The organism is Amycolatopsis rhabdoformis (genome assembly GCF_035918295.1).
GTDB classification, from domain to species: domain Bacteria; phylum Actinomycetota; class Actinomycetes; order Mycobacteriales; family Pseudonocardiaceae; genus Amycolatopsis; species Amycolatopsis rhabdoformis.
In genome coordinates this window covers 1,453,347-1,472,985 of the sequence record NZ_CP142149.1, presented here as the reverse complement: position 1 = coordinate 1,472,985, position 19,639 = coordinate 1,453,347, and the positions used below count along the sequence as shown (strand labels likewise).

The following is a 19,639-nucleotide window of genomic DNA, read 5'->3' as shown; positions in this document are numbered from 1 at the left end:
ATCCTGGTTGACGCCGTTCACTCGGCTCGCTGAAGCAGAAGGGGCAAGGTCAGTCGTCCGATGGGTCTTGACCGATGCGGTCAAGCGGCCGCGCCGGGGTAGCCGGGCTAAGATCCGCGAAGTGCTGACTGTGGCGGGGTGGCTCACGCTGGTGGTGTGGCTGGGACTCACCTTCGGCCACGGTTGGTTCTGGCTCACGGATCAGCGGCTGCCGGCTCGCTCGCCGCGGGATGCGACGCAGCCGGCCGGGTGGCCGTCTGTGGCGATCGTGGTGCCGGCACGGGACGAGGCGGCGGTGCTGCCGCGGACGTTGCCGACCCTGCTCGCCCAACGGTATCCGGGCGCGGCGCGCGTGATCCTCGTGGACGACGACAGCTCCGACGGCACCGGCACGCTGGCCCGGACTCTCGGCGCGACGCCCGGCGCGGTGCCGCTGACGGTGGTGACGCCGGACGCACTGCCGGCCGGCTGGACGGGCAAGCTCTGGGCGGCCGCGCGCGGCGTCGCCGAGGCCGGCGCGGTGGACTTCGTGCTGCTGACCGACGCGGACATCGCGCACGGGCCGGCTTCGCTCGAAACCCTCGTGGCCGTGAGCGACGGCTTCGACCTGGTTTCACAGATGGCCGTGCTGCGCACCGAAACGGCGTGGGAACGGCTGATCGTGCCGGCGTTCGTGTACTTCTTCGCGATGCTCTACCCGTTCCGGCGCGTGAACAACCCGCGCTCACGCGTGGCCGCGGCCGCCGGCGGGTGCGTGCTGGTGCGGCGGGGTGCGCTGGAGCGCGCCGGCGGCCTCGCGGCCATCCGCGGCGCCGTGATCGACGACGTCGCCCTGGCCCGCGCGGTCTCCTCGACGGGCGGACGCACCTGGCTGGGCTTCGCGACGACCGTCCACAGTGTCCGGCCGTACCCGCGCCTGGCCGACCTGTGGCACATGGTGGCGCGCACGGCGTACACGCAGCTGCGCCACTCACCCCTCGTACTGGCCGGCACGGTGCTCGGCCTGGCGCTGGTGTTCCTCGCTCCCCCGGCGCTCACCTTCGCCGGCCCGTCGTGGCCAGCGCTCGCCGCGTGGCTGCTGATGGCGGCGACGTTCGTGCCGATCGCGCGCTACTACCGGCAGTGGCCGGTGCTGGGCGTGCTGCTGCCGGTGACGGCGTTGCTGTACACGCTGATGACCCTGGACTCGGCCCGGCGGCATTTCCTCGGCCGTGGGGCGGGATGGAAGGGGCGGCATTACTCGTCCACTGAGGACAGTGCCTGACCGAGGGTCCAGATCGAGGCGCCGAGCAGCACCACGTCCTTGAGCAGGAACTGCCCGACCGGCGACAGCGCGGGAAATCCACCCGCGGCCGCGTCGCCGACGCCGGGCGTGGTGACGAAAAAGCTGAGCGTGGTGAGGAAAATGCCGATCCCGAGCGCGCTGCCCACCGCGGACACCCGGGGCAGCCACGGGCCGGCGGCGATGAGCGCGGCGGCGGCGAACTCGACCGAGCCGAGCACGATCGAGAGCGGTCGCGGGTCGAGGAAGTGGTTCAGCCAGCTCAGGAACGGGCTGTGCGACACGTATTGCTGGATGCGCTGGGCTTCCGACGCGGTGAGCTTCAGCACCGCGATCCACGCGACGACCAGCACAAGCCCGTAGCGCACGACCAGTCCGCCCACGGTTTCGACCCGCCGGCCCCAAGTTTTCACGAACGCCCCTTCTCTCGTGATCGGATGTCCGGCCGACGGTAACCAAGATCAGCTCGGCAGCCGAGAGGCTCGGGCCTTACGGATCGCTGACGGACCCTGAACCGTCCACATCGGACTCCAACCACGCCGGTTGACAGGCTGCCGGTCCGCGGTTCATGATGAACACATGTTCATGAACATGCGTTCATAACCCTGGGAGGACATCGTGACCGGCATCGTGAACACGGCACAGGCGCGAGCGTGGAACGGCTACGAGGGCGGGCATTGGGCCGAGCACGCCGCCCGCTACGACGCCGTGAACTGCGGATTCAACCCGGCCCTGCTGGCCGCGGTGGGCCCGGGCGACGACGTCGTCGACCTCGGCTGCGGTACGGGCCAGTTGACGCGGCTCGCGGCGCGGCGGTCGGGCACCGGCCGGGTGGTGGGCGTGGACCTGTCGGGGCCGATGCTGGCGGCGGCGCGGGCGCGTTCGGCGGACACGCCGAACGTGGTGTTCGAGCAGGGTGACGTGCAGGCGCACCCGTTCGCCGAGGCGGCGTTCGACGTGGCACTGAGCCGGTTCGGGGTGATGTTCTTCGCCGATCCGGTGGCGGCGTTCACCCGGGTGCGCGGCGCGTTGCGGCCCGGCGGGCGGCTGGCGTTCGTGTGCCTGACCGAGGTCGAGGGCACCGATCTCGGGACCGTGTTCGGCGCGCTCGGGCCGCTGCCCACGGGAAGCGGGCCGACGTCACTGGCCGATCCGGACCACACGCGCGAAGTGCTGGCCGGCGCTGGGTTTCGCGACGTCACGTGCACGCGCGTCGAGGCCGATCAGGTGTGGGGCCGGGCCGTGGCGGACGCGGCGGCGTTCATCGCGGGCTGGGGGCCGATCCACCAGCACCTGCCCGACGCCGACGCCCTGGCCCGCGCCCGGGCGGTGCTGGAGGAGGCGTTGCGGCCGTTCGCCGAGCCGGGCGCGGTGCGGCTGCGGGGCGCGGCGTGGCTCGTCACGGCGACGCGGTGAATACGATGGCGCACGATGTCACCGAGAACAGCCGCGGCCCTGCGTGACGGCGACCGCAGCCTGCGCGAGCACCTCATCGCGACGGCCGGCGCCCTCATGGCCGAGGAAGGCGCGGCGAAGCTGACCGTGCGCGCGATCGCACGCCGCGCCGGCGTCGCGGACGGCGTGCTGTACAACCACTTCGCCGACAAGGAAGAGCTGCTGGCCCACGCGTTGCGCGAGCACGTGCGGGAGGCCGAACGCGACCTGGGCGCACTGCCGGCGCCCGGGTCGGCGAGCGTGGAGGCGAACCTGCGGGCCCACCTCACCTACGGCCTGGCCCTGCACCAGGCGATCCTCCCGACGTTCGCCGGCCTGCTCACCCACCCGGCGGTCCTCGCCCGCTTCGCCGAACTCACCCCGACCGGCGACGAATGGCGCGACCGCCTGCTCGCTTACCTCCACGCCGAACGCGACCTGGGCCGCCTCTCCCCTACGACCCGCCCGGCCGCCGCGGCCGCCCTCCTGGTCGGGGCGTGCCACGAGACGGTGTTCTCCGCGTTGGTGCCACACACCGCGTCTGTGGCGACCTCCGTGGACGAGCTGGTGGCGACGGTGCTCGAGGGCATCAGCTGACCTGGCTCGCCGTCGCCGCGAGAAGACTCGCGAGCTGAGGCAGCCGCGACCGTTGCGGCTCCGCAAGCCTGGCCGCCACGAACCGGCGACCAGCGCCCGAACGATGCAGCGTGCGCGAAACGAACACGCCGCACCCGCGGCGACCTCGAAGGCGTCAGCCGACCTGGCCTGCCGTAGCCACCACAAGACTCGCCCGCCGAGCCAGCCGCGACCGTTGCGGTTCCGTCAGCCCGGCGACCAGCGCCACGAGCCGGCGGCCGGCGCCCGACTCAGCGGAGCGCGCAAAACGAGCACGCCACACCCGTGGACAACCCGGTAGCCACACTGCTCGAAAGCATCAGCCGACCTGGCCGGCCGTCGCCACCACAAGACTCGCCAGCTGAGCCAGCCGCGACCGCTGCGGCTCCGTCAGCCCAGCCGCCAGCGCGAGAAGCCGGCGGCCCACCTCGGCCTCCCCTTCGGCGGCGAGCGCCCGGCCCGCCGGGGTGAGGGAGACGAGCACGCCGCGGCCGTCGTGGGGGGAGGGGTCGCGCCGGACGAGGCCGCGGCGTTCGGCGCGGGTGACGAGGCCCGTGGTGCTCGACTTGTCGAGCTCGAGGTGGCGGGCGAGGTCGCGCATGCCCGGGGTGCGGTCGCGCAGGATGCCGAGCAGGCGGAGCTGGATGACCGACAGGTCGTGGCCGGCGGCGACGCGGGCGAGCTCGCCCTGGACGAGGAAGGAGAGCTGCGCGAGGCCGTCGACGAGGCCCAGGTCTGGTTGATCCACCCGGCACAGCGTACTTGACGTAGTACGTGTCGCAAACTAATTTGGTTTGTGTCACGTACTAAATCCCGGGGAGAAGCCATGTATGCAGCTGTCGTGCGGTCGTTCGACCGGCCGCCCCGGTACGAGGAAATCGCCGAGCCCGAAGGAGAACTGGTCGCACAGGTGCTCGCGGCCGGGCTGCACCCGCGGGTGCGCTCGGGCGCCGACGGCAGCCACTACGCCGGCGACGGGCGCCCGCCGCTGGTGCCGGGCATCGACGGCGTCGGCCGGTTGCCGGACGGGCGGCGCGTGTACTTCGTCGCCGCGGAGGGCGGGCCCGGCACCCTGGCGCAGCGCGCCGTGGTGGACCCGCGTCGCGCGGTGGAGCTGCCCGGGGACGCCGACCCGGTCACGGTCGCGGCCGCGATGAACCCGGCGATGTCCTCGTGGGTCGCCCTGCGGAGGCGCGTCGGGTTGCGGCCGGGCCAGCGCGTCCTCGTGCTCGGTGCGACGGGCAACGCGGGCCGGCTCGCCGTGGAGATCGCCCGCCACCTCGGCGCGGCCGAAGTGGTCGCCGCCGGTCGCGACCCGCGCCGGCTCGCGCTGCTGCCCGCTCTGGGTGCCACCCGCGTCGTGTCCCTCACCGACGACGAGCTCGGCCCGGCAGCCGCGGACGTCGACGTGGTGCTCGACTACACCTGGGGCACCCCGACTGAGCGGGCGATGCGCGCGCTGGTGACCCACCGCGCCGAACGCGCGAAGCCGCTGGCCTGGGTCCAGATCGGCTCCCCCGCCGGGCCCGACGTCACGCTGCCCTCGGCCGTGCTGCGCGCCGCGAACCTGCAGCTGATGGGCAGCGGCCAGGGCTCGCTGACGGCCGCGGTGATCGTGGCGGAGCTGCCGGCGCTGCTGGCGGAGCTGGGCACCTTCACCACCGCGGCGAGGGCCGTGCCGCTCGCGGAGGTGGAACACACCTGGACGGCGCCGGCCGACCCGGGTGAGCGGATCGTCTTCACTCCTTGAGCCACCGCGGACCGCCCCCGGCTCGGCGGGTCATCCGCAGCAGGTGATGCCGTCCGACTCGGCGCTTCGCAAGGTAAAGCACCGGAGAGAGGGGCGCCGATGGCCACGGAATCCAAGAACGCCTCGGCGGCCGCCGTCGTGCTGCCGTTGGCGCTGGGGCAGTTCATCGCCAGTTACGCGGCCACGAACATGAACGTGGCGATCAGCACGATCGCCGAGGACATCGGCACCACGGTGACCGGGATCCAGACCGCGATCACGCTGTTCACCCTCACCATGGCCGCGCTGATGATCCCCGGCAGCAAGCTCACGGACTACCTCGGCCGCAAGGTGTGTTTCATCGCCGGGCTGATCGTGTACGGGGCCGGGGCGTTGCTTTCGGCGTTCGCGCAGGGCATCGGCTTGCTGGTCGTGGGGTATTCGCTCCTGGAGGGGATCGGGTCGGCGCTGTTGATCCCGCCGATCTACATCCTGGTGACCGTGGTGTTCGAGGACGTGAACGCGCGGGCGCGCAACTTCGGCATCGTGAGCGGGGCGGCGGGACTGGGGGCGGCCGCGGGACCGTTGCTCGGTGGCCTGATCACGAGCTACCTCGGCTGGCGGGCGTCGTTCTACTTCCAGGTGGCCGTGATCGTGCTGATCATCGTGCTGGCGCTGCGGATCACCGATCCCCCGCTGGCGCGCCGCCCGGCGGGGTTCGACGTGTGGGGCGCGGTCCTGTCGGCGGCGGGGTTGTTCTTCGTGGTGTTCGGGGTGTTGCAGACCTCGACCTACGGGTGGATCAAGGCGCGGGAGGACTTCACCATCGGGGGCACCGTGGTGATCCCGCAGGGCGGCGTGTCGCCGGTGTGGATCTACGTGGCGATCGGGGCCGTGCTGCTCACGATCTTCTTCTTCCACCTCAGACGGGTCGAGAACCACCACCGCGCGCCGTTGTTCTCGCTCAGGATCTTCCGCAGCCGCGCGTCGAACCTCGGGCTGGTCACGCAGGTCCTGCAGTGGCTGGTCATGCAGGGCGCGTTCTTCGTGACCTCGGTGTTCCTGCAGCAGATCCGCGGCTACAACGCGATCGAGACGGGGCTGGTGCTCGTGCCGGCCACCATCGGGGTGCTCGCGTCCTCGGCGCTGGCCGGGCGGATGACCCGCCGGCATTCGCTGCGGCGGCTGATCCGGTTCGGGTTCAGCTGCACCACCCTCGGCCTGCTGCTGATGCTGCTGCTGGTCCGGGAGGACTCGAGCATCTGGACGTTCGTGCCGGGGCTGCTGCTGATGGGCATCGGGATCGGCGTGATGCTCACGGCGTCGGTCAACCTCGTGCAGTCGAGCTCGCCGGACGAGGCGCAGGGCGACATCTCGGGTGTCTCGCGCAGCGTGTCGAACCTCGGGTCGTCACTGGGCACCGCGCTGGTCGGCTCCGTGCTCGCCGGCGCGGCCGTTCCCGGCAACGGGCCGTTCGGCATCGCCTTCATCCTGCTCGTGTGCCTCGGCCTCGTCGGAGTCGTCACGGCGCTGTTCATCCCACGGCCCGTGAAGCGGTAACCGCCGGCCCGGGCGCGAACGGCTGCGCTGCACGGCCGTGAGGATCACCCGCAACGCCACGCCCACCACCAGGAGGTTGCCGATCATCTGCCCGGTCACCAGCAGGCGCGCGCCCTGCGTGACCGGGGCGATGTCGCCGAACCCGACCGTCGCGAACACCGTGACCACGAAGTACAACGCGTCGGTGCGGGTCATCGGCACGTTGAAGCTCTCGGGCCGGTTGTACTCCAGCACGTAGTACACGTTCGCGAACACCAGCAGGAACAGCGGCACCACCAGCGCGAGCGCCTGCACGCCCTGCAGCGCCGGCCGGGTCGAGCGCAGGATCACCCGCGCCTCCACCACCACGAGCACCACGACCAGCGCGGTGCCCACCACCAGCCCGATGACCGTCCACACGTCGAACCGCCGGTTCAGCGGCAGCAGGTAGTACACGGCGATGAGCGTGGCCACGGTGAACAGCGGGCGCAGCACGGCCGGAGCGAACAGGTGCCTGGCCTTCACTTCCCGAGCTCGGCCATGACCGCGCCGGTGCGGATGGCCTCGCTCAGCGCGGCGTAGTCCTTTTCGTTCTGGTCGGCGTAGTCGCGGGTGAACTCGGCGATCGCGCGGTCGAACGTGTCGCCCGAGCCGAGGTAGGCGCCGATCGCGATGCCGTCGCCGGTGCGGGCGTGGGCACGGGCGAGCGTCCACGCGCACAGCATGCCGTAGGTCCGCAGATCACGCGGGTCCATGGACTCGACGTTGGCCGAGCCCTTCCAGTCGCGCAGCTGGCGCAGGTAGAAGTCGCGCGGCCGGTCGTCGAACCCGGTCACGTGGATCCAGCCGAGGAAGATGTCGCTCACCGTCTGCATCAACCGCTGTCCCACCACGACCCGTTGCCCCGCGTTGTCGTAGTGGCTGACGCCGGCGAACTGCTCCAGCACCGAGGCGCTGGCTTCCTTCGCCTGCAGGAACAGCGGATCGCGGTCGTCGTTGCCGAGCATGAGGATGATCCAGCACCGCGTGCCGACGCTGCCGACCCCCACCACCTTGAGCGCGAGGTCCACGAGCCGGTAGCGGTCGAGCAGCACGCGCCGCTCGGGTTCCAGCGTGGCGCGGTAGTCCTGCACGATCTCTTCCAGCCGCTCGCGCACCTCGCCGACCTCGGAGTAGTCGCGTTCGAGCGCTTCGAGCGGCAGCACGATCGGCGGGTCGGGTTCGATGTGCACCCGGCCGCCGGCCTTCGACGTGAAGCGGCGCAACGCACCGAGGTTGTCGTGCGCGACGGCCGAAGCCATGTTCTTCTCGAGCATCCGCCGGCGCCGGTTGCCGCGCAGCCGATCGGCGTAGAGAGCCTTCACCTGCTCGACGTCGGCGTGGGCGTACCAGACGTCGAGCGCGGTGCGGTCGGTGAACCCGCGCATGGCGGTGCGGTACTGCTCGACCGTGCCGATCACCACGCCGCGGCACTGCCGGGGCGTGAAACCGTTGTGGCGGCCCGCGATCTCGAGGCTCGCGGCGAGGCGCTTCACGTCCCACTCCCAGGGGCCGGGCAGCGTCTCGTCGAAATCGTTGATGTCGAACACGAGCTTGCGTTCCGGCGAGGCGAACACCCCGAAGTTCATCAGGTGCGCGTCGCCGCACGCCTGCACCCGCAGTCCGCTCACCGGCGTGCCGGACAGGTCGCTCGCCATCGGCAGCGCCGCCCCGCGGTAGTAGGTGAACGGCGACACCGACATCCGCCCGTACCGGATCGGCAGCAGCTCGGGCACCCGCGTGGCGTCCTGCTGGGCGAGCAGGTCGAGCGGGGCCGGCCGGCCGCGTTCGCGCGTGAAGCCGGCGTGGCTCGAGCGGGGTGCGGCCGAGCGCGCGGCCTTGCCCCTCGCGATGCGATCGGCCCGGGATGCGGTCGCCGTGCGGCGTGACGTGAGCACCATCGAGGAAGCTTCACCCGCCACCGGGCCCCGTTCCTCGCCCGCACGGGGTGAGACGAGGCATCATCCGGACGGGGTGACGACACGGCGGTGTCCCCTCGCGTTGGGTCGGGGTATGACCGGCCCGACTCCGTCGCTCGCCCGGCGCGCGTGCGCGCTCGGTGCCCTCCTCGCGCTCGCCGCCGCGATCGTCGTGGTGGTCGTCGCGGCGGTGCGCAGCCCGTGGCAGTTGGTGCTCGCCGTGGTGCTGCTGGTGATCGCCACGATCGCGGCCTGGGCCGCGCTCGTGCGCCACGGCCTCGCGCGGGTCGTGCTCGCGATCGTGGCGGTTGTCGCGCTCCTGGCCATCATCGCGTTGCCCGAGCTGCGCACGTACGTGGTGCTGCCGCTGGTGATCGGGCTGATGGTGCTCGCGGCATTGGCGGCGCGCGTGGCGATCGGCCACGACCTGGCCCACCGCGCGCCGGCCGATCGCGTCGGGCCCGCGCGCCACGGCGTGCTGCTGATGAACCCCCGCTCCGGCGGCGGCAAGGTCGCGCAGTTCGACCTCGAACGCGAGGCGCGCTCCCGCGGCATCATGCCCGTGGTGCTGCGCCGCGGTGACGACTTGCGTGCGCTGGCCGAAGAAGCCGCCCAGCACGCCGACGTGATCGGCATGGCCGGCGGCGACGGCTCGCAGGCGCTGGTCGCCGACGTCGCCCGCCGCCACGGCCTGCCGTACGTGTGCGTTCCGGCCGGCACCCGCAACCACTTCGCGCTCGACCTCGGGCTCGACCGTGAGGACGTGACCGCCGCCCTCGACGCCTACGGCGAGGCGGCCGAGCACCGCATCGACCTGGCCGTGATCGGCGACCGGGTGTTCGTGAACAACGCCTCCCTCGGCGTCTACGCCACGGTGGTGCAGTCGCCGGGTTACCGCGACGCCAAGGTGTCCACCGTCGCCGGGCAGCTGCCGCAACTGCTCGGGCCGGACTCCGAGCACTTCGACCTGCACTACCGCGGCCCCGACAGCGAAGAGGCGGCGCCGGCCGACATCGTGCTCGTGTCCAACGGCGCCTACCGCCTCGACCGGCTGAGCGGCTTCGGGTCCCGCGCGCGGCTCGACAGCGGCGCGCTCGGCATCGTGACCGTGAGCGTGGACCGCGCCCGCGACCTGCCGGCGCTGATCACCGCGGAGCTCACGGGGCAGCTCGCCCGCTATCCCGGTTATCGCGCGTGGCAGGCGGAAGAGTTCGTGGTGAGCTCCGGACAGTCCGTTGTGGACATCGGCGTCGACGGGGAGGCGCTGCAGATCGAGCCCCCGCTGCGCTTCCGGATCCTGCCGGGTGCGCTGCGCGTGCGGGTGCCGCTCGACGCGCCCGGGGTCGCCCCGGCGGCGGCCGCGCCCTCGGGCATGGGCGAGGCGGTGCGCGTGCTGCTGCGGGTGCTCGTGGGACGCCCGGCCCACTGACGTCCGGAATGGACGCTTTCATCCGCACCGGGCGAAGCGTGCGCCGCGCGGGGCACCGAGGATGTCGGCGGCCACGAGAAGGGATCCGACCATGAGCGACCACGCCGTCCGCCCGGCCGAACCCGCCGCCTCGTCGAATCCGGCCGGGGCGCCTCCGGCCGAGTTCGGCGAGGAGTCCGGCTGGGCCCGCTGGATCTTCTTCGGTGCCACGATGATGTTGCTGCTCGGCGCCTTCACCCTGGTCGAGGGGCTCACCGCGCTGCTCGACCCGGGCTACTACGCGGTGACCGCGCACGGCACGATCCTGTTCAACCTCACCGGCTGGGGCTGGGTGCACCTGGTGCTGGGCTGCGCCGCGGTGCTCACCGGGATGGGGCTGTTCGCGCGGGCGAGCTGGGCGCGGATCCCCGGCGTGGTGATCGCCGGGCTCAGCGCGCTGGCGCACCTCACCTTCCTGCCCTCGGCGCCGTTCTGGGCGCTCGTGGTGCTCACCCTCGACGTGCTGGTCATCTGGGCGCTGGTCGCGCATGCCTCCGACGCACTCCGCCCCCGCCGCCGTTGAGCCGGCGGTCCGCCCCTGCGGTGCGCTGATCGCGTGGGCGTGGAGCCTGGCGCAGCGCCACCTCTCGCGTGAGCTGCCGCGCCGGTGGCAGCACGTGCAGGGGGTCGCCGAGTGCGGACGGCGGATCGGCGAACGCCTGCTGACCGGCGACGAGGAAGAGCTGCTCGTGGCCGCGGCCCTGCTGCACGACATCGGCTACGCGCCGGGGCTGGTCGTGTCCGGCTACCATCCGCTCGACGGCGCGCGGTTCCTCGTGGCGGTGTCCGCGCCGCCGCGGCTGGTGAACCTCGTGGCCCGGCACTCCGCCGCCGAGTTCGTGGCCGAGCAGCGCGGGCTCACCACCGACCTCGCGCGGTTCCCCGACGAGCACTCGACGCTGCGCGACGCCCTGTGGTTCTGCGACATGCGCACGACCCAGGACGGGCGCCCCACCACGTTCGCCGAACGCATCGCGAGCATCCGCGCCCGCCACGGTCCGCAGTCGCACCTCGTGCGCGCGCTGGACGCCGGCGGGCAGCTCGCGCGGCACGACGCCGTGCGCCGCACCGAGCTCCGCCTCGGGGCCGCGGTGTTGCGGCGGGTCTCACCTCATCGGGGCGAGGCGCCCGCGCCGCCGCGGGGTGACGGTGACCTCGGCGCAGCCCGCAAACCCGACAGGAGAGCACGATGACGACGCTGACGGTGTGGAAGTTCGACACCCCCGAGGGAGCCGACAACGCGGTGAACACCCTCAAGGGCCTGGCGAAGCAGGAACTCATCTCGATCCACGACGCGGCCACCGTGTCCTGGACGCCGGGTGCGAAGAAGCCGAAGACCCGCCAGCTGCGCAACCTCACCGCCGGTGGCGCGATGGGCGGGATGTTCTGGGGCATGCTGTTCGGCCTGATCTTCCTCGTGCCGCTCATCGGTGCCGCGATCGGCGCGGCCGCCGGCGCGCTCGCCGGTTCGCTGACCGACGTCGGCATCGACGACGACTTCATCAAGTCCGTGCGCGACCGGATCACCCCGGGCACATCGGCTCTGTTCCTGATGTCCAGCGACGCGGTCGTGGACAAGGTGCGAGACGCGATCGAGGCCGGCGGCCACAAGCCCGAGCTGATCCAGTCGAACCTGTCCGCGGAGCAGGAAACCGCGCTGCGCGAGATGATGGCCGGCTGAGCCGGCGCCGGTCATGTCGGAGAACCCGGGCACCACCGCCCACCTCACGGAGCCCACGCCCGACGAGCGCGCCGAGCTGGCCCGGCTGCGCGTCGAGGTGGCGCAGCTGCGCGCCACGCGCGAGCGCCGCCGGTTCGCCTGGCGGCCCGTGGTGTCGGCGATCCTCATCGTGCTCGGGTGCATCCTCGCCCCGCTCGCCCTCGCCTCGGTGTGGGTGCACAACCAGATCTCCGACACCGACCGGTTCACCGCGACGATGAGCCCGCTGATCCGCGACCCGGCCGTGCAAGCCGCCGTGACCGACCGCGTCACCGAGGCGATCTTCACGAACATCAACGTGCAGGCCATCGCGACCGACGCGGTCGGCGCGCTCGCGGCCCAGGGTGTGCCGCCGGCCGTGACCGACCGGCTGGACGCCCTCACCGGTCCGCTCGCGTCGGGCGTGCAGAGCTTCGTGCACGGCCGGGTCGCGACCCTCGTCGCCAGCGACCGGATCGCGCAGACCTGGGACCGCGTGATCCGCACGGCGCACCAGCAGGCGGTCGCGGTGCTCGACGGATCGGCGTCGGCGATCGCGATCCAGGGCGACAAGGTCGTGCTCGACCTCGCGCCGTTCATCGACGACGCGAAGCAGCAGCTCGCCGCCGACGGGCTCACGATCGTGAACCGCATCCCCGAGGTCCACCCGACGATCCAGGTCGCCGACGCGGCCGGCCTCGTGCAAGCCCGGTCGTGGTACACCCTCTCGGACCGGCTCGCGACGTGGCTGCCGTGGATCGCGCTCGTGCTGCTCGCCGCGGGCGTCTACATCGCCCGGCACAAACGGCGGGCGCTCATCGGCGCGGCGCTCGGGTTCGCGTTCAGCATGCTGGTGCTCGCCATCGGCCTGGCGATCGGGCGCACCATCGTGGTCGACGCGGTGCCGAGCCGCTCGGCGGCCCCGGTCTCGGCGGCGTTCGACATCGTGCTGCGGTTCCTGCGCGACGGCCTGAGAACCCTGTTCGCGGTCGGCATCGTCGTGGCGCTCGGGGCGTTCCTCGCCGGACCGTCGTCCACGGCCGTGCACATTCGCCAGGGTGTGGTGAAGGGCCTCACGTGGCTGCGCTCGCGCAGCGGCCTGCGCGCGACCGGCCTCGGCAAGTGGGTGCACTCCTACCGCGTGGCCCTGCGCGCCGGCGCGGTGGCGATCGCCGTGCTCGTGTTCCTGTTCCTCGATCGCCCGAGCGGCCTCGCGGTGCTCCTGATCGCCGTGGTGCTGCTGGTCGTTCTCGCCGTGATCCAGTTCCTCGACCAGCCCGGCGACCGGCCGGCGGCCACCGGCTGAAAGGGGACGCCGTGAACGACGAACGACCCACACCCGACCGGGTGGTGGGGCTCGGCGCGGTGGCGCTGCGGGCCGGCTGGTGGGCCTCGGCGCCGCTGCGCCGGGTGGGCTGGGCCGTGCTCACGACCGCCGTGCCCGAGGAGGTGGCGCGGCGCGCGCTGCGGGACGTGGTGACCGCGGCCGCCGGGGTCGTGCTCGATTCCGTCGACGTGGCGAAGCTGGTCGGCGAGCACGTGGACCTCGACGCGGTGCTCGCCGAGATCGACCTGGCCGCCGTGGTGGCGCGGCTCGACTTCGGTGCGCTCGTGGCCGCGATGGACCTGCCCGAGGTGGTGCGGCAATCGAGCGGAACCGTTGCGGGAGAAGCGATCCAGGGCGTGCGCGGGGCCGGGGCGAGCGCCGACGACACCGTGACGCGTGTGGTCGAGCGCGTGCTGCGGCGCCGTGGTGACCGGCCCGCCTGAGGGGCCGGCGGGCATCGTCACGCGCCTGCTCGCCGCGGTGCTCGACGCGGCCGTGACCGGGCTGCTCACCACGGCCGGCTACCTCGCGGTGGTGGCCGTGCGGTTCGCGGCCGCGCCGTGGTCGTTCCGGTGGCCGACGGTCCCACCGGCTCTCGCGGGCGGGATCACCGCCGCCGTCGCGGTCGTCTACCTCACCGTGTCCTGGGCGACGCTCGGGCGCGGCTACGGCGCCGCGTTGCTGGGCCTGCGGGTCCTGGGCCGGCGGCGGCGACTCGGGTGGGTGCGCGCGCTGGTGCGGGCGCTGCTGTGCGTCGTGTTCCCGATCGGCCTGCTGTGGGTGGCCGTGAGTCCCCACCGCCGGTCCTTGCAGGACGTCGTCCTGCGGACGACGGTCGTGTACGACTGGCGGACCGACGGCGGCCGGCTGGTGTCCACAAAGGACGCCGTATAGGTCGTTATACGATCGGGTGGCCCGTGTCTCGGCAAGACGAGCTTCGCCGAGGCCGAACCTCCGCCGCCGACCAAGGTGTGACGCACGCCACTCCCGGGCGCCGACGGATTCCGGGGAGCCGGACGGTCTTGATGCGGACCGAGTTCCCTCACCTTCCGGGAGTGTCCGATGTCCGTTCCCCACGAACCGTTCGAGACCGCCGTCGTCACCGGAGCCGGCCGCGGGTTCGGGCGCGCTATCGCCCTCGCGCTCACGGCCGCCGGCACACGCGTGGTCGGGATCGCGCGCAGTGAACCGGATCTGCGCGCCGTGCGCGCCGAGGCCGGCGGCCTCTTCACGCCGCTGGCCGCCGACGCGACCGACGGCACGCTGGCCGCCGCCGTGCTGCACGAGCACCGGCCGGATCTGCTCGTGCTCAACGCCGGGGCCGTGCCGCACATGGCGCCGGTGCACGAGCAGACCTGGGAGAGCTTCAGCCGCAACTGGCACACCGACACCCGGCACGTGTTCGAGTGGACGCGCGCCGCGTTGCGCGAGCCGCTCGCGCCCGGCGGTGTGGTCGTGTCGCTCTCGTCGGGCGCGGCGCTGGCCGGCTCGCCGCTCAGCGGTGGTTACGCGAGCGCCAAGGCCGCGGTGCGCTACCTGCGCGGCTATGCCGCCGACGAAGCCGAGCGCGCCGGGCTCGGGCTGCGGTTCCTCACCCTGCTCCCCCAGCTCACGCCCACCGCCGGCGTCGGTTCGGCCGGCGTCACCGCCTACGCGGCGCGCCAGGGTGTGGACCGCGACGCGTTCGTGGCGGGGCTGCAGCCCGTGCTCACGCCGGAGCAGGTGGCCAAGGCCGTGCTCGACCTCGCGGCCGACGCGACCGCGGCGCCCGAGCACGTGGTCGGCGGCGCGGGTGTGCGGCCGCTGCCGTGAGCGGGCTCTACAGTGGACTCCCGCGCACCACGGGAGAGACCATGCCGGCTGACGAGTTCGGCGCGCTGACCGAGCCGTTCCGGCCGGAGCTGCTCGCGCACTGCTACCGGTTGCTCGGCTCGATCCACGACGCCGAGGACCTCGTGCAGGAGACGTACCTGCGCGCGTGGCGCGGCTTCGCCGGGTTCGAGGGCCGCTCGTCGGTGCGGCGGTGGCTGTACAAGATCGCCACCACCGCGTGCTTCACGGCGCTGGCGAGCCGGGCCCGGCGGCCGCTGCCGTCGGGCCTCGGCGCGCCGTCCGACGACCACCGCGTGCCCGTGGCCGCGCGGGCGCCCGAAGTCGCGTGGCTGCAGCCGGCGCCGGAGTTCGGCGGCGGCGACCCGGCGGTGGCCGCCGCCGCGCGCGCCGGGGTGCGGCTCGCGTTCGTCGCCGCGCTGCAGTTGCTGCCCGCGCGCCAACGAGCCGTGCTGACGTTGCGCGACGTGCTGGCCTTCTCCACCGCCGAGGTCGCCGACCTGCTCGACACGACCCCCGCCGCCGTCGACAGCGCCCTGCGCCGCGCGCGGACCCACCTGGCCGAGGCCGGGCCGAGCGAGGACACCATGGCCGAACCGACCCGCGACCCCGACCGGGCCCTGCTCGAGCAGTACGTGGACGCCTTCACCCGCGCCGACGCCGAGGCCTTGATCCGCCTGCTGCGCGCCGACGTCGAACTCGAGATGCCGCCGATCCCGACGTGGTTCAGCGGCCGCGAAGCCGTGACGGGATTCCTCGCCGCCCGGGTGCTGCACGCGGGCCGCTGGCTCCTCACCCCGACCCGCGCCAACGGCCAGCCCGCCCTCGTCGTGCACCACCGCACCGCCGACGGACGCGCCGAGCCCTACGGCGTGCAGGTCCTCACCCTGCGCGGCGGCCGCATCGCCCGCATCACGTCGTTCAACGACCCGACGCTCGTCGCGATGTTCACCGGGTGACCCGGCCGGTCCGCGCGCACCACGCCCACCAGACGAACCGGGAGCGGCGGACCGGCCGGGAGGTCACGCGGTGGGCAGGTCGTCGAACTCCACGACCTGGCGCACCTCGACCTCGATCTCGTCGTCGAAGAGCGCCGCGTAGGTCTTGGCGTACTCCACGGCTTCCGCGCGGTCCGCGAAGTTCAGCAGCGCGAAGCCCCCGATGACCTCCTTGGCCTCGGTGAACGGGCCGTCGGTGGCCTTGATCGCGCCGCCGCGCGTCTTGCGCACGAGGGCACCCTTCTCCGAGGGGTGCACGCCTTCGGCGGTGATCAGGATGCCCTTCTCGGCCGAGTCCTGGATGAACTCGCCCATCTTCGCCATGAACTCCGGGCTCGGGTTCCACGAGGCGTGCGTCTCCGACAGCCGGTGCATCATGAGAAATCGCATGTCCACTCCCTGGTCGCGTGGGCCGGGCTCCGGGGTCTTCCCGGAGGCTCTGACCGGCCCGCACCGACGCGTCGAACGGCCGTGGGCGCGATTCGACAAATCGTTCGCGGAGATTTTCGGCGAAACCGCGGCCGGGGACCACCCGGGGTCGCCCCCGGCCGCGGGCGTCACCGATTCGCGGGCACGCGCAGGTCGATCCCGCTCGTTTCGCGCCCGGTCACCACGGAAACGGGCCGCGGGTACTCGAGCGGGCCGTCAGCGAGGTGGTAGTACTCGATCCGCACGTTCTGCGTCGCCAGCCCGGCCAGCGTGTACCGGCCTTCGGCGGTCACCGAGCCGTCGGGACCCGCCGGCTCACCGGTGCGCGAGCTGTAGGCGTTGACCGAGAACCACTGGACCGGCGGCGCCACGCCGAGCACCTTCCCGGTGATCTTCCCGGCCGGCTTCAGCGCCGCGTCGAGCGTGGTCGCCGAGCCCGCCTTCACGCGCACGGGCCGGGCCGCGAGCCGGTCGGAACCACCGCCGGACCACGTCCACGCGTGGGCGCCGGTCTCGTCCGGGAACTGCACGCGCCAGTCGTACGGGCCCACCCCGTCGATCGTGTAGCGGCCGTCGGTGGAGGTGCAGCGCACGCCCCACGGCTGGTTGCCGCCGGACCAGGCCGAGGTCACGGTCGGGCAGAGCTGCGACACGGCCGCGCCGGTCGCGGCGTCGGTGACCTTGCCGGTGATCGAGCCGGCCGCGTCGAACTTCACGCGGACGTCGGTCGGCTGGCCGGCCTTCACCTCGAACCACGTGGCCTGGTCGACGTCACCCGTGCCGCCGCGCGCGCCGACCCACTGGCTGCCGTGCACGCCGTCACCGTTCGCGACGTCACCGGGCACGGCGAAGAACCGGTACTTGCCCGGCCACAGGTAGTCCATCTGCACCTGCCCGCTGCCGTAGGTGCACGCCATGTCGGAGGTGGACACCGAGCTGTGCTTCGTCGGATCCACGATGGCCACGCACCCGCGCCCGACCGGCGCGCCCGTGGCCGCGTCGGTGAAGGTCACGGTGACCTTGGCCTGCTGCGGCAGCTTCGAGGCGAGCTTCAGCGTCTCGTCGGCGCGGACCTCGGCGTTGATCACGTCGTCGAGGTGCCCCGCGGCGCCGACGCGGAATTGGTAGGCACCGGTGCGCAGCACGTCGAACCGCACCGTGCCCGTGGAGTCGGCGCACGCGTTGGCCCACTGGCCCACGCCGCTCGCCGACACGCACGCGCCGGGGACCGCCGCCTGCGTCTGCTCGTCGGTCACGGTGAACTCGGCCGACCCGGTCGGCAGCGCGGTCTCGTCGACCACGGTGTCCGCGCCGGCGGTCACCTCGACGAGCTTCGCCTGGTACGGATCCGTCTGGCGCGGATACCACTGCTCGGCGTTCTCTGGCCAGTGGTAGCGAACCTTGTACTGGCCGGCCGTCACGTGGTCGAAGCGGTACTTGCCCTCGGCGTCCGTGGCCGTGAAGTCGACCTGGTTGCCGTTCGGGTCGTCGAGCTCCACCCCCGCGCTGCCGATCGGGTGCCCGGGACCCCGCGTGAACGTGCCGGCGAGCCCGCCGTACCCGTCCCCCTCCGCCGCCATCGCGGGCGCGGCCGCCCCCAGCAGCACCAAGCCCGCGATCGCGAGCACCACTGATCTTCTTCCGTGCACGATTTCCCCCTTCGTGGCCGTTCGGTCGCTTTCCTCACGCACGAGCGGTCCGCCGGGTTGCTTTCCCGGCCGGGGGAACTTCGCCGACGCACCGGAGGCGTCCCCGGCGCGCGCCGCGGCGCCCTCTACGATTCGGCGGTGACCACCTACGACGACACCTTCGACCATCTCGACGCCAGCTCCCTGCCGTTGCGCCAGCAGCAGATCCTGGTCACGATCCGCGACTGGGTCGTGCGCCACGGCTACGCGCCGAGCAGCCGCGAGCTCGGCGAGGCCGTGGGACTGCGGTCGTCCTCGTCGGTGTCGAAGCACCTGGCGAGCCTGGAGGACAAGGGCTACCTGCGCCGCAGCACCTCGATGTCCCGGCCGATCGACGTGCGCGCGTTCCTCAACGGCACGGCCGCGCAGGAACACAGCGAAGACTCCGTGGCGGTGCCGGTGGTCGGCCACATCGCCGCCGGCACGCCGATCTCCGCCGAGGAGCACCTCGACGACACCCTGCAGCTGCCGCGCGGGCTCACCGGCCGCGGCACCGTGTTCGGTCTGCGCGTGCGCGGCGACTCGATGATCGACGCCGCGATCTGCGACGGCGACATCGTGGTGGTGCGCCAGCAGTCCGAGGCGCACTCGGGCCAGATCGTCGCCGCGATGATCGACGAGGAAGCGACTGTGAAGGTCTACCGCCGCCGGGGCGGCCACGTGTACCTCGAGCCCCGCAACCCGGCCTACGACGTGATCGACGGCGACCGGGCCGTGGTGCTGGGCACCGTCGTGTCGGTGCTGCGCAGCGTCTGAGTCACCGCGGCCGCCGGGTCACCGCGGCGGCTGAACCACCGCCGCTGCGTCCGGGCCGAGACAACTCAGCGCATGAACAGGCCGCCGTTGATGTCGAACGTCGCGCCGGTGATGTAGCCGGTGTTCTCGCCGCAGAGGTAGGCCACGAGATCGGCCACCTCTTCGGCGCGGCCCAGGCGGCCCACCGGGATCGCGGCCTCGGCGGCCGCGAGCTGCTCGGCGGGCAGCTCGTCCGTCACCGGGGTCCGCGTGGCCGCCGGCGCCACCGCGTTCACGGTGACGCCGGAGGCCGCGAGCTCCTTCGCGAACACCTTGGTGAGCACCAGGACCCCGGCCTTCGACGACGCGTAGTGCGCCCCCGCCACCAGGCCGCCCTGCTGCCCGGCCAGGGACGCCAGGTTCACCACGCGGCCCCAGCCGCGGTCCCGCATCGCCGGCGCCAGCTCGCGCGTGAGCAGGAATCCGCCGCGCAGGTTGGTCGCGAGCACGTCGTCCCACTCGGCCACGTCGATGTCCCACACCGACCGGCTCCGCGTGCGCGCGGCGTTGTTGACCAGGATCTCCGGCACGCCGAACTCGCGGCTCACCCGCGCCGCGACGGTGCGCACCGCCTCGGGGTCGCGCACGTCGAGGGTGAACGCGGCCGCGGTGGCGCCGGAACCGTCGAGCTCGCGGGCCCGCGCGGCCGCGCTGTCGGCGTCGAGGTCGAGCAGCGCCACGCGGTGGCCGAGCCCGTGCAGGCGCGCCGCCACCGCCGCCCCGATCCCGCGCCCCGCGCCGGTGACCACCGCCGTCCTGCGAGTGTCCACTGTGTCCTCTCCAGGTCAGCCCGGGTCGTCTCCGGGTCCGGTCCGGGTGAGCCCGGGTCCGCTCGGGCCGGTGACCCG

At 72.9% G+C, this 19,639-nt stretch carries 21 protein-coding genes and 1 pseudogene; 15 read left to right on the top strand and 7 right to left on the bottom strand.

Annotation, left to right across the window (positions count from 1 at the left end; translation table 11 throughout):
* Positions 1 to 121: 121 nt before the first annotated feature.
* A complete protein-coding gene (locus tag VSH64_RS06840; protein ID WP_326834629.1) occupies positions 122 to 1,264 on the top strand; it encodes a glycosyltransferase in 1,143 nt (380 codons plus the stop codon).
* Here the strand turns inward: VSH64_RS06840 and VSH64_RS06835 are convergent.
* A complete protein-coding gene (locus VSH64_RS06835) occupies positions 1,237 to 1,695 on the bottom strand; it encodes a YkgB family protein (RefSeq protein ID WP_326834628.1) in 459 nt (152 codons plus the stop codon). The two genes, VSH64_RS06840 and VSH64_RS06835, sit on opposite strands and share 28 nt — an antisense overlap.
* Positions 1,696 to 1,900: 205 nt before the next feature.
* Between VSH64_RS06835 and VSH64_RS06830 the strand changes: the two genes are divergently transcribed.
* Together VSH64_RS06830 and VSH64_RS06825 are read left to right on the top strand one after the other, a co-directional pair.
* On the top strand, positions 1,901 to 2,698 hold the full coding sequence (locus VSH64_RS06830) for a class I SAM-dependent methyltransferase (RefSeq protein WP_326834627.1): 798 nt from the start codon (positions 1,901 to 1,903) through the stop codon (positions 2,696 to 2,698).
* A 15-nt stretch (positions 2,699 to 2,713) separates the two neighbouring features.
* Complete coding sequence (locus tag VSH64_RS06825) at positions 2,714 to 3,313, top strand: TetR/AcrR family transcriptional regulator (protein WP_326834626.1); 600 nt, start codon at positions 2,714 to 2,716, stop codon at positions 3,311 to 3,313.
* A 337-nt stretch (positions 3,314 to 3,650) separates the two neighbouring features.
* Here the strand turns inward: VSH64_RS06825 and VSH64_RS06820 are convergent, their stop codons facing one another.
* Entirely contained in the window at positions 3,651 to 4,079 is a 429-nt protein-coding gene (locus tag VSH64_RS06820) for a MarR family winged helix-turn-helix transcriptional regulator (protein ID WP_326834625.1), read from the bottom strand.
* Positions 4,080 to 4,157: 78 nt separating this feature from the next.
* On the opposite strand from VSH64_RS06820, the gene VSH64_RS06815 reads away from it, so the two are divergent.
* Together VSH64_RS06815 and VSH64_RS06810 are read left to right on the top strand one after the other, a co-directional pair.
* Positions 4,158 to 5,081 carry a quinone oxidoreductase family protein gene (locus VSH64_RS06815; RefSeq protein ID WP_326834624.1) on the top strand — a complete coding sequence of 308 codons (924 nt, stop codon included), beginning with the start codon at positions 4,158 to 4,160 and terminating at the stop codon, positions 5,079 to 5,081.
* Between the two features lie 99 nt (positions 5,082 to 5,180).
* Entirely contained in the window at positions 5,181 to 6,620 is a 1,440-nt protein-coding gene (locus VSH64_RS06810; protein ID WP_326834623.1) for an MFS transporter, read from the top strand.
* A gap of 39 nt (positions 6,621 to 6,659) precedes the next feature.
* Here VSH64_RS06810 and VSH64_RS06805 read toward each other — a convergent pair.
* Both VSH64_RS06805 and VSH64_RS06800 read right to left on the bottom strand, forming a co-directional pair.
* Positions 6,660 to 6,875, bottom strand: a pseudogene (locus tag VSH64_RS06805) (potassium channel family protein); the annotation flags it as partial.
* A gap of 245 nt (positions 6,876 to 7,120) precedes the next feature.
* A complete protein-coding gene (locus VSH64_RS06800) occupies positions 7,121 to 8,539 on the bottom strand; it encodes a DUF2252 domain-containing protein (RefSeq protein WP_326834622.1) in 1,419 nt (472 codons plus the stop codon).
* A gap of 112 nt (positions 8,540 to 8,651) precedes the next feature.
* Between VSH64_RS06800 and VSH64_RS06795 the strand changes: the two genes are divergently transcribed.
* The 9 genes from VSH64_RS06795 (at position 8,652) to VSH64_RS06755 (ending at position 15,840) form a co-directional block, all read left to right on the top strand.
* Positions 8,652 to 9,986 carry a diacylglycerol/lipid kinase family protein gene (locus VSH64_RS06795; RefSeq protein WP_326834621.1) on the top strand — a complete coding sequence of 445 codons (1,335 nt, stop codon included), beginning with the start codon at positions 8,652 to 8,654 and terminating at the stop codon, positions 9,984 to 9,986.
* Positions 9,987 to 10,077: 91 nt separating this feature from the next.
* Positions 10,078 to 10,548, top strand: coding sequence for a DUF7144 family membrane protein (locus VSH64_RS06790; protein WP_326834620.1), 471 nt, complete (start codon positions 10,078 to 10,080; stop codon positions 10,546 to 10,548).
* Positions 10,514 to 11,218 (top strand): HD domain-containing protein, encoded by a 705-nt coding sequence (locus VSH64_RS06785; protein ID WP_326834619.1) that lies wholly within the window; start codon positions 10,514 to 10,516, stop codon positions 11,216 to 11,218. The genes VSH64_RS06790 and VSH64_RS06785 overlap by 35 nt, the downstream gene beginning before the upstream one ends.
* Positions 11,215 to 11,706 carry a DUF1269 domain-containing protein gene (locus VSH64_RS06780; RefSeq protein ID WP_326834618.1) on the top strand — a complete coding sequence of 164 codons (492 nt, stop codon included), beginning with the start codon at positions 11,215 to 11,217 and terminating at the stop codon, positions 11,704 to 11,706. Before VSH64_RS06785 ends, VSH64_RS06780 begins: the two co-directional genes overlap by 4 nt.
* A gap of 13 nt (positions 11,707 to 11,719) precedes the next feature.
* On the top strand, positions 11,720 to 13,030 hold the full coding sequence (locus VSH64_RS06775) for a hypothetical protein (protein ID WP_326834617.1): 1,311 nt from the start codon (positions 11,720 to 11,722) through the stop codon (positions 13,028 to 13,030).
* 11 nt (positions 13,031 to 13,041) lie between these two features.
* A complete protein-coding gene (locus tag VSH64_RS06770) occupies positions 13,042 to 13,494 on the top strand; it encodes a hypothetical protein (RefSeq protein ID WP_326834616.1) in 453 nt (150 codons plus the stop codon).
* The gene (locus tag VSH64_RS06765; RefSeq protein ID WP_326834615.1) at positions 13,478 to 13,945 is read left to right on the top strand and encodes an RDD family protein; all 468 of its coding nucleotides are present in this window, start codon (positions 13,478 to 13,480) and stop codon (positions 13,943 to 13,945) included. The genes VSH64_RS06770 and VSH64_RS06765 overlap by 17 nt, the downstream gene beginning before the upstream one ends.
* Before the next feature lie 168 nt (positions 13,946 to 14,113).
* Positions 14,114 to 14,863, top strand: coding sequence for an SDR family NAD(P)-dependent oxidoreductase (locus tag VSH64_RS06760; RefSeq protein WP_326834614.1), 750 nt, complete (start codon positions 14,114 to 14,116; stop codon positions 14,861 to 14,863).
* A 41-nt stretch (positions 14,864 to 14,904) separates the two neighbouring features.
* A complete protein-coding gene (locus VSH64_RS06755; protein ID WP_326834613.1) occupies positions 14,905 to 15,840 on the top strand; it encodes an RNA polymerase subunit sigma-70 in 936 nt (311 codons plus the stop codon).
* Positions 15,841 to 15,903: 63 nt separating this feature from the next.
* Here the strand turns inward: VSH64_RS06755 and VSH64_RS06750 are convergent, their stop codons facing one another.
* Both VSH64_RS06750 and VSH64_RS06745 read right to left on the bottom strand, forming a co-directional pair.
* Positions 15,904 to 16,269, bottom strand: coding sequence for a YciI family protein (locus tag VSH64_RS06750; protein ID WP_326834612.1), 366 nt, complete (start codon positions 16,267 to 16,269; stop codon positions 15,904 to 15,906).
* Between the two features lie 167 nt (positions 16,270 to 16,436).
* The gene (locus VSH64_RS06745) at positions 16,437 to 17,999 is read right to left on the bottom strand and encodes a carboxypeptidase regulatory-like domain-containing protein (RefSeq protein WP_326834611.1); all 1,563 of its coding nucleotides are present in this window, start codon (positions 17,997 to 17,999) and stop codon (positions 16,437 to 16,439) included.
* Between the two features lie 96 nt (positions 18,000 to 18,095).
* On the opposite strand from VSH64_RS06745, the gene lexA reads away from it, so the two are divergent.
* Positions 18,096 to 18,752, top strand: a complete 657-nt coding sequence (gene lexA / locus VSH64_RS06740; RefSeq protein WP_326834610.1) for a transcriptional repressor LexA — start codon at positions 18,096 to 18,098, stop codon at positions 18,750 to 18,752.
* 65 nt (positions 18,753 to 18,817) lie between these two features.
* On the opposite strand, the gene VSH64_RS06735 is transcribed toward lexA, so the two are convergent.
* Positions 18,818 to 19,561: an SDR family oxidoreductase gene (locus VSH64_RS06735; protein ID WP_326834609.1), complete on the bottom strand. Its 744-nt coding sequence runs from the start codon at positions 19,559 to 19,561 to the stop codon at positions 18,818 to 18,820.
* Positions 19,562 to 19,639 lie beyond the last annotated feature (78 nt).

Excerpts from the sequence above, each read along its gene's own strand:
- VSH64_RS06825 (WP_326834626.1), top strand. The coding sequence starts at position 2,714 with ATGTCACCGAGAACAGCCGCGGCCCTGCGTGACGGCGACCGCAGCCTG.
- VSH64_RS06815 (WP_326834624.1), top strand. The coding sequence starts at position 4,158 with ATGTATGCAGCTGTCGTGCGGTCGTTCGACCGGCCGCCCCGGTACGAG.
- VSH64_RS06810 (WP_326834623.1), top strand. The coding sequence starts at position 5,181 with ATGGCCACGGAATCCAAGAACGCCTCGGCGGCCGCCGTCGTGCTGCCG.
- VSH64_RS06800 (WP_326834622.1), bottom strand. The coding sequence starts at position 8,539 with ATGGTGCTCACGTCACGCCGCACGGCGACCGCATCCCGGGCCGATCGC.
- VSH64_RS06795 (WP_326834621.1), top strand. The coding sequence starts at position 8,652 with ATGACCGGCCCGACTCCGTCGCTCGCCCGGCGCGCGTGCGCGCTCGGT.
- VSH64_RS06790 (WP_326834620.1), top strand. The coding sequence starts at position 10,078 with ATGAGCGACCACGCCGTCCGCCCGGCCGAACCCGCCGCCTCGTCGAAT.
- VSH64_RS06785 (WP_326834619.1), top strand. The coding sequence starts at position 10,514 with ATGCCTCCGACGCACTCCGCCCCCGCCGCCGTTGAGCCGGCGGTCCGC.
- VSH64_RS06780 (WP_326834618.1), top strand. The coding sequence starts at position 11,215 with ATGACGACGCTGACGGTGTGGAAGTTCGACACCCCCGAGGGAGCCGAC.
- VSH64_RS06775 (WP_326834617.1), top strand. The coding sequence starts at position 11,720 with ATGTCGGAGAACCCGGGCACCACCGCCCACCTCACGGAGCCCACGCCC.
- VSH64_RS06760 (WP_326834614.1), top strand. The coding sequence starts at position 14,114 with ATGTCCGTTCCCCACGAACCGTTCGAGACCGCCGTCGTCACCGGAGCC.
- VSH64_RS06755 (WP_326834613.1), top strand. The coding sequence starts at position 14,905 with ATGCCGGCTGACGAGTTCGGCGCGCTGACCGAGCCGTTCCGGCCGGAG.
- VSH64_RS06750 (WP_326834612.1), bottom strand. The coding sequence starts at position 16,269 with ATGCGATTTCTCATGATGCACCGGCTGTCGGAGACGCACGCCTCGTGG.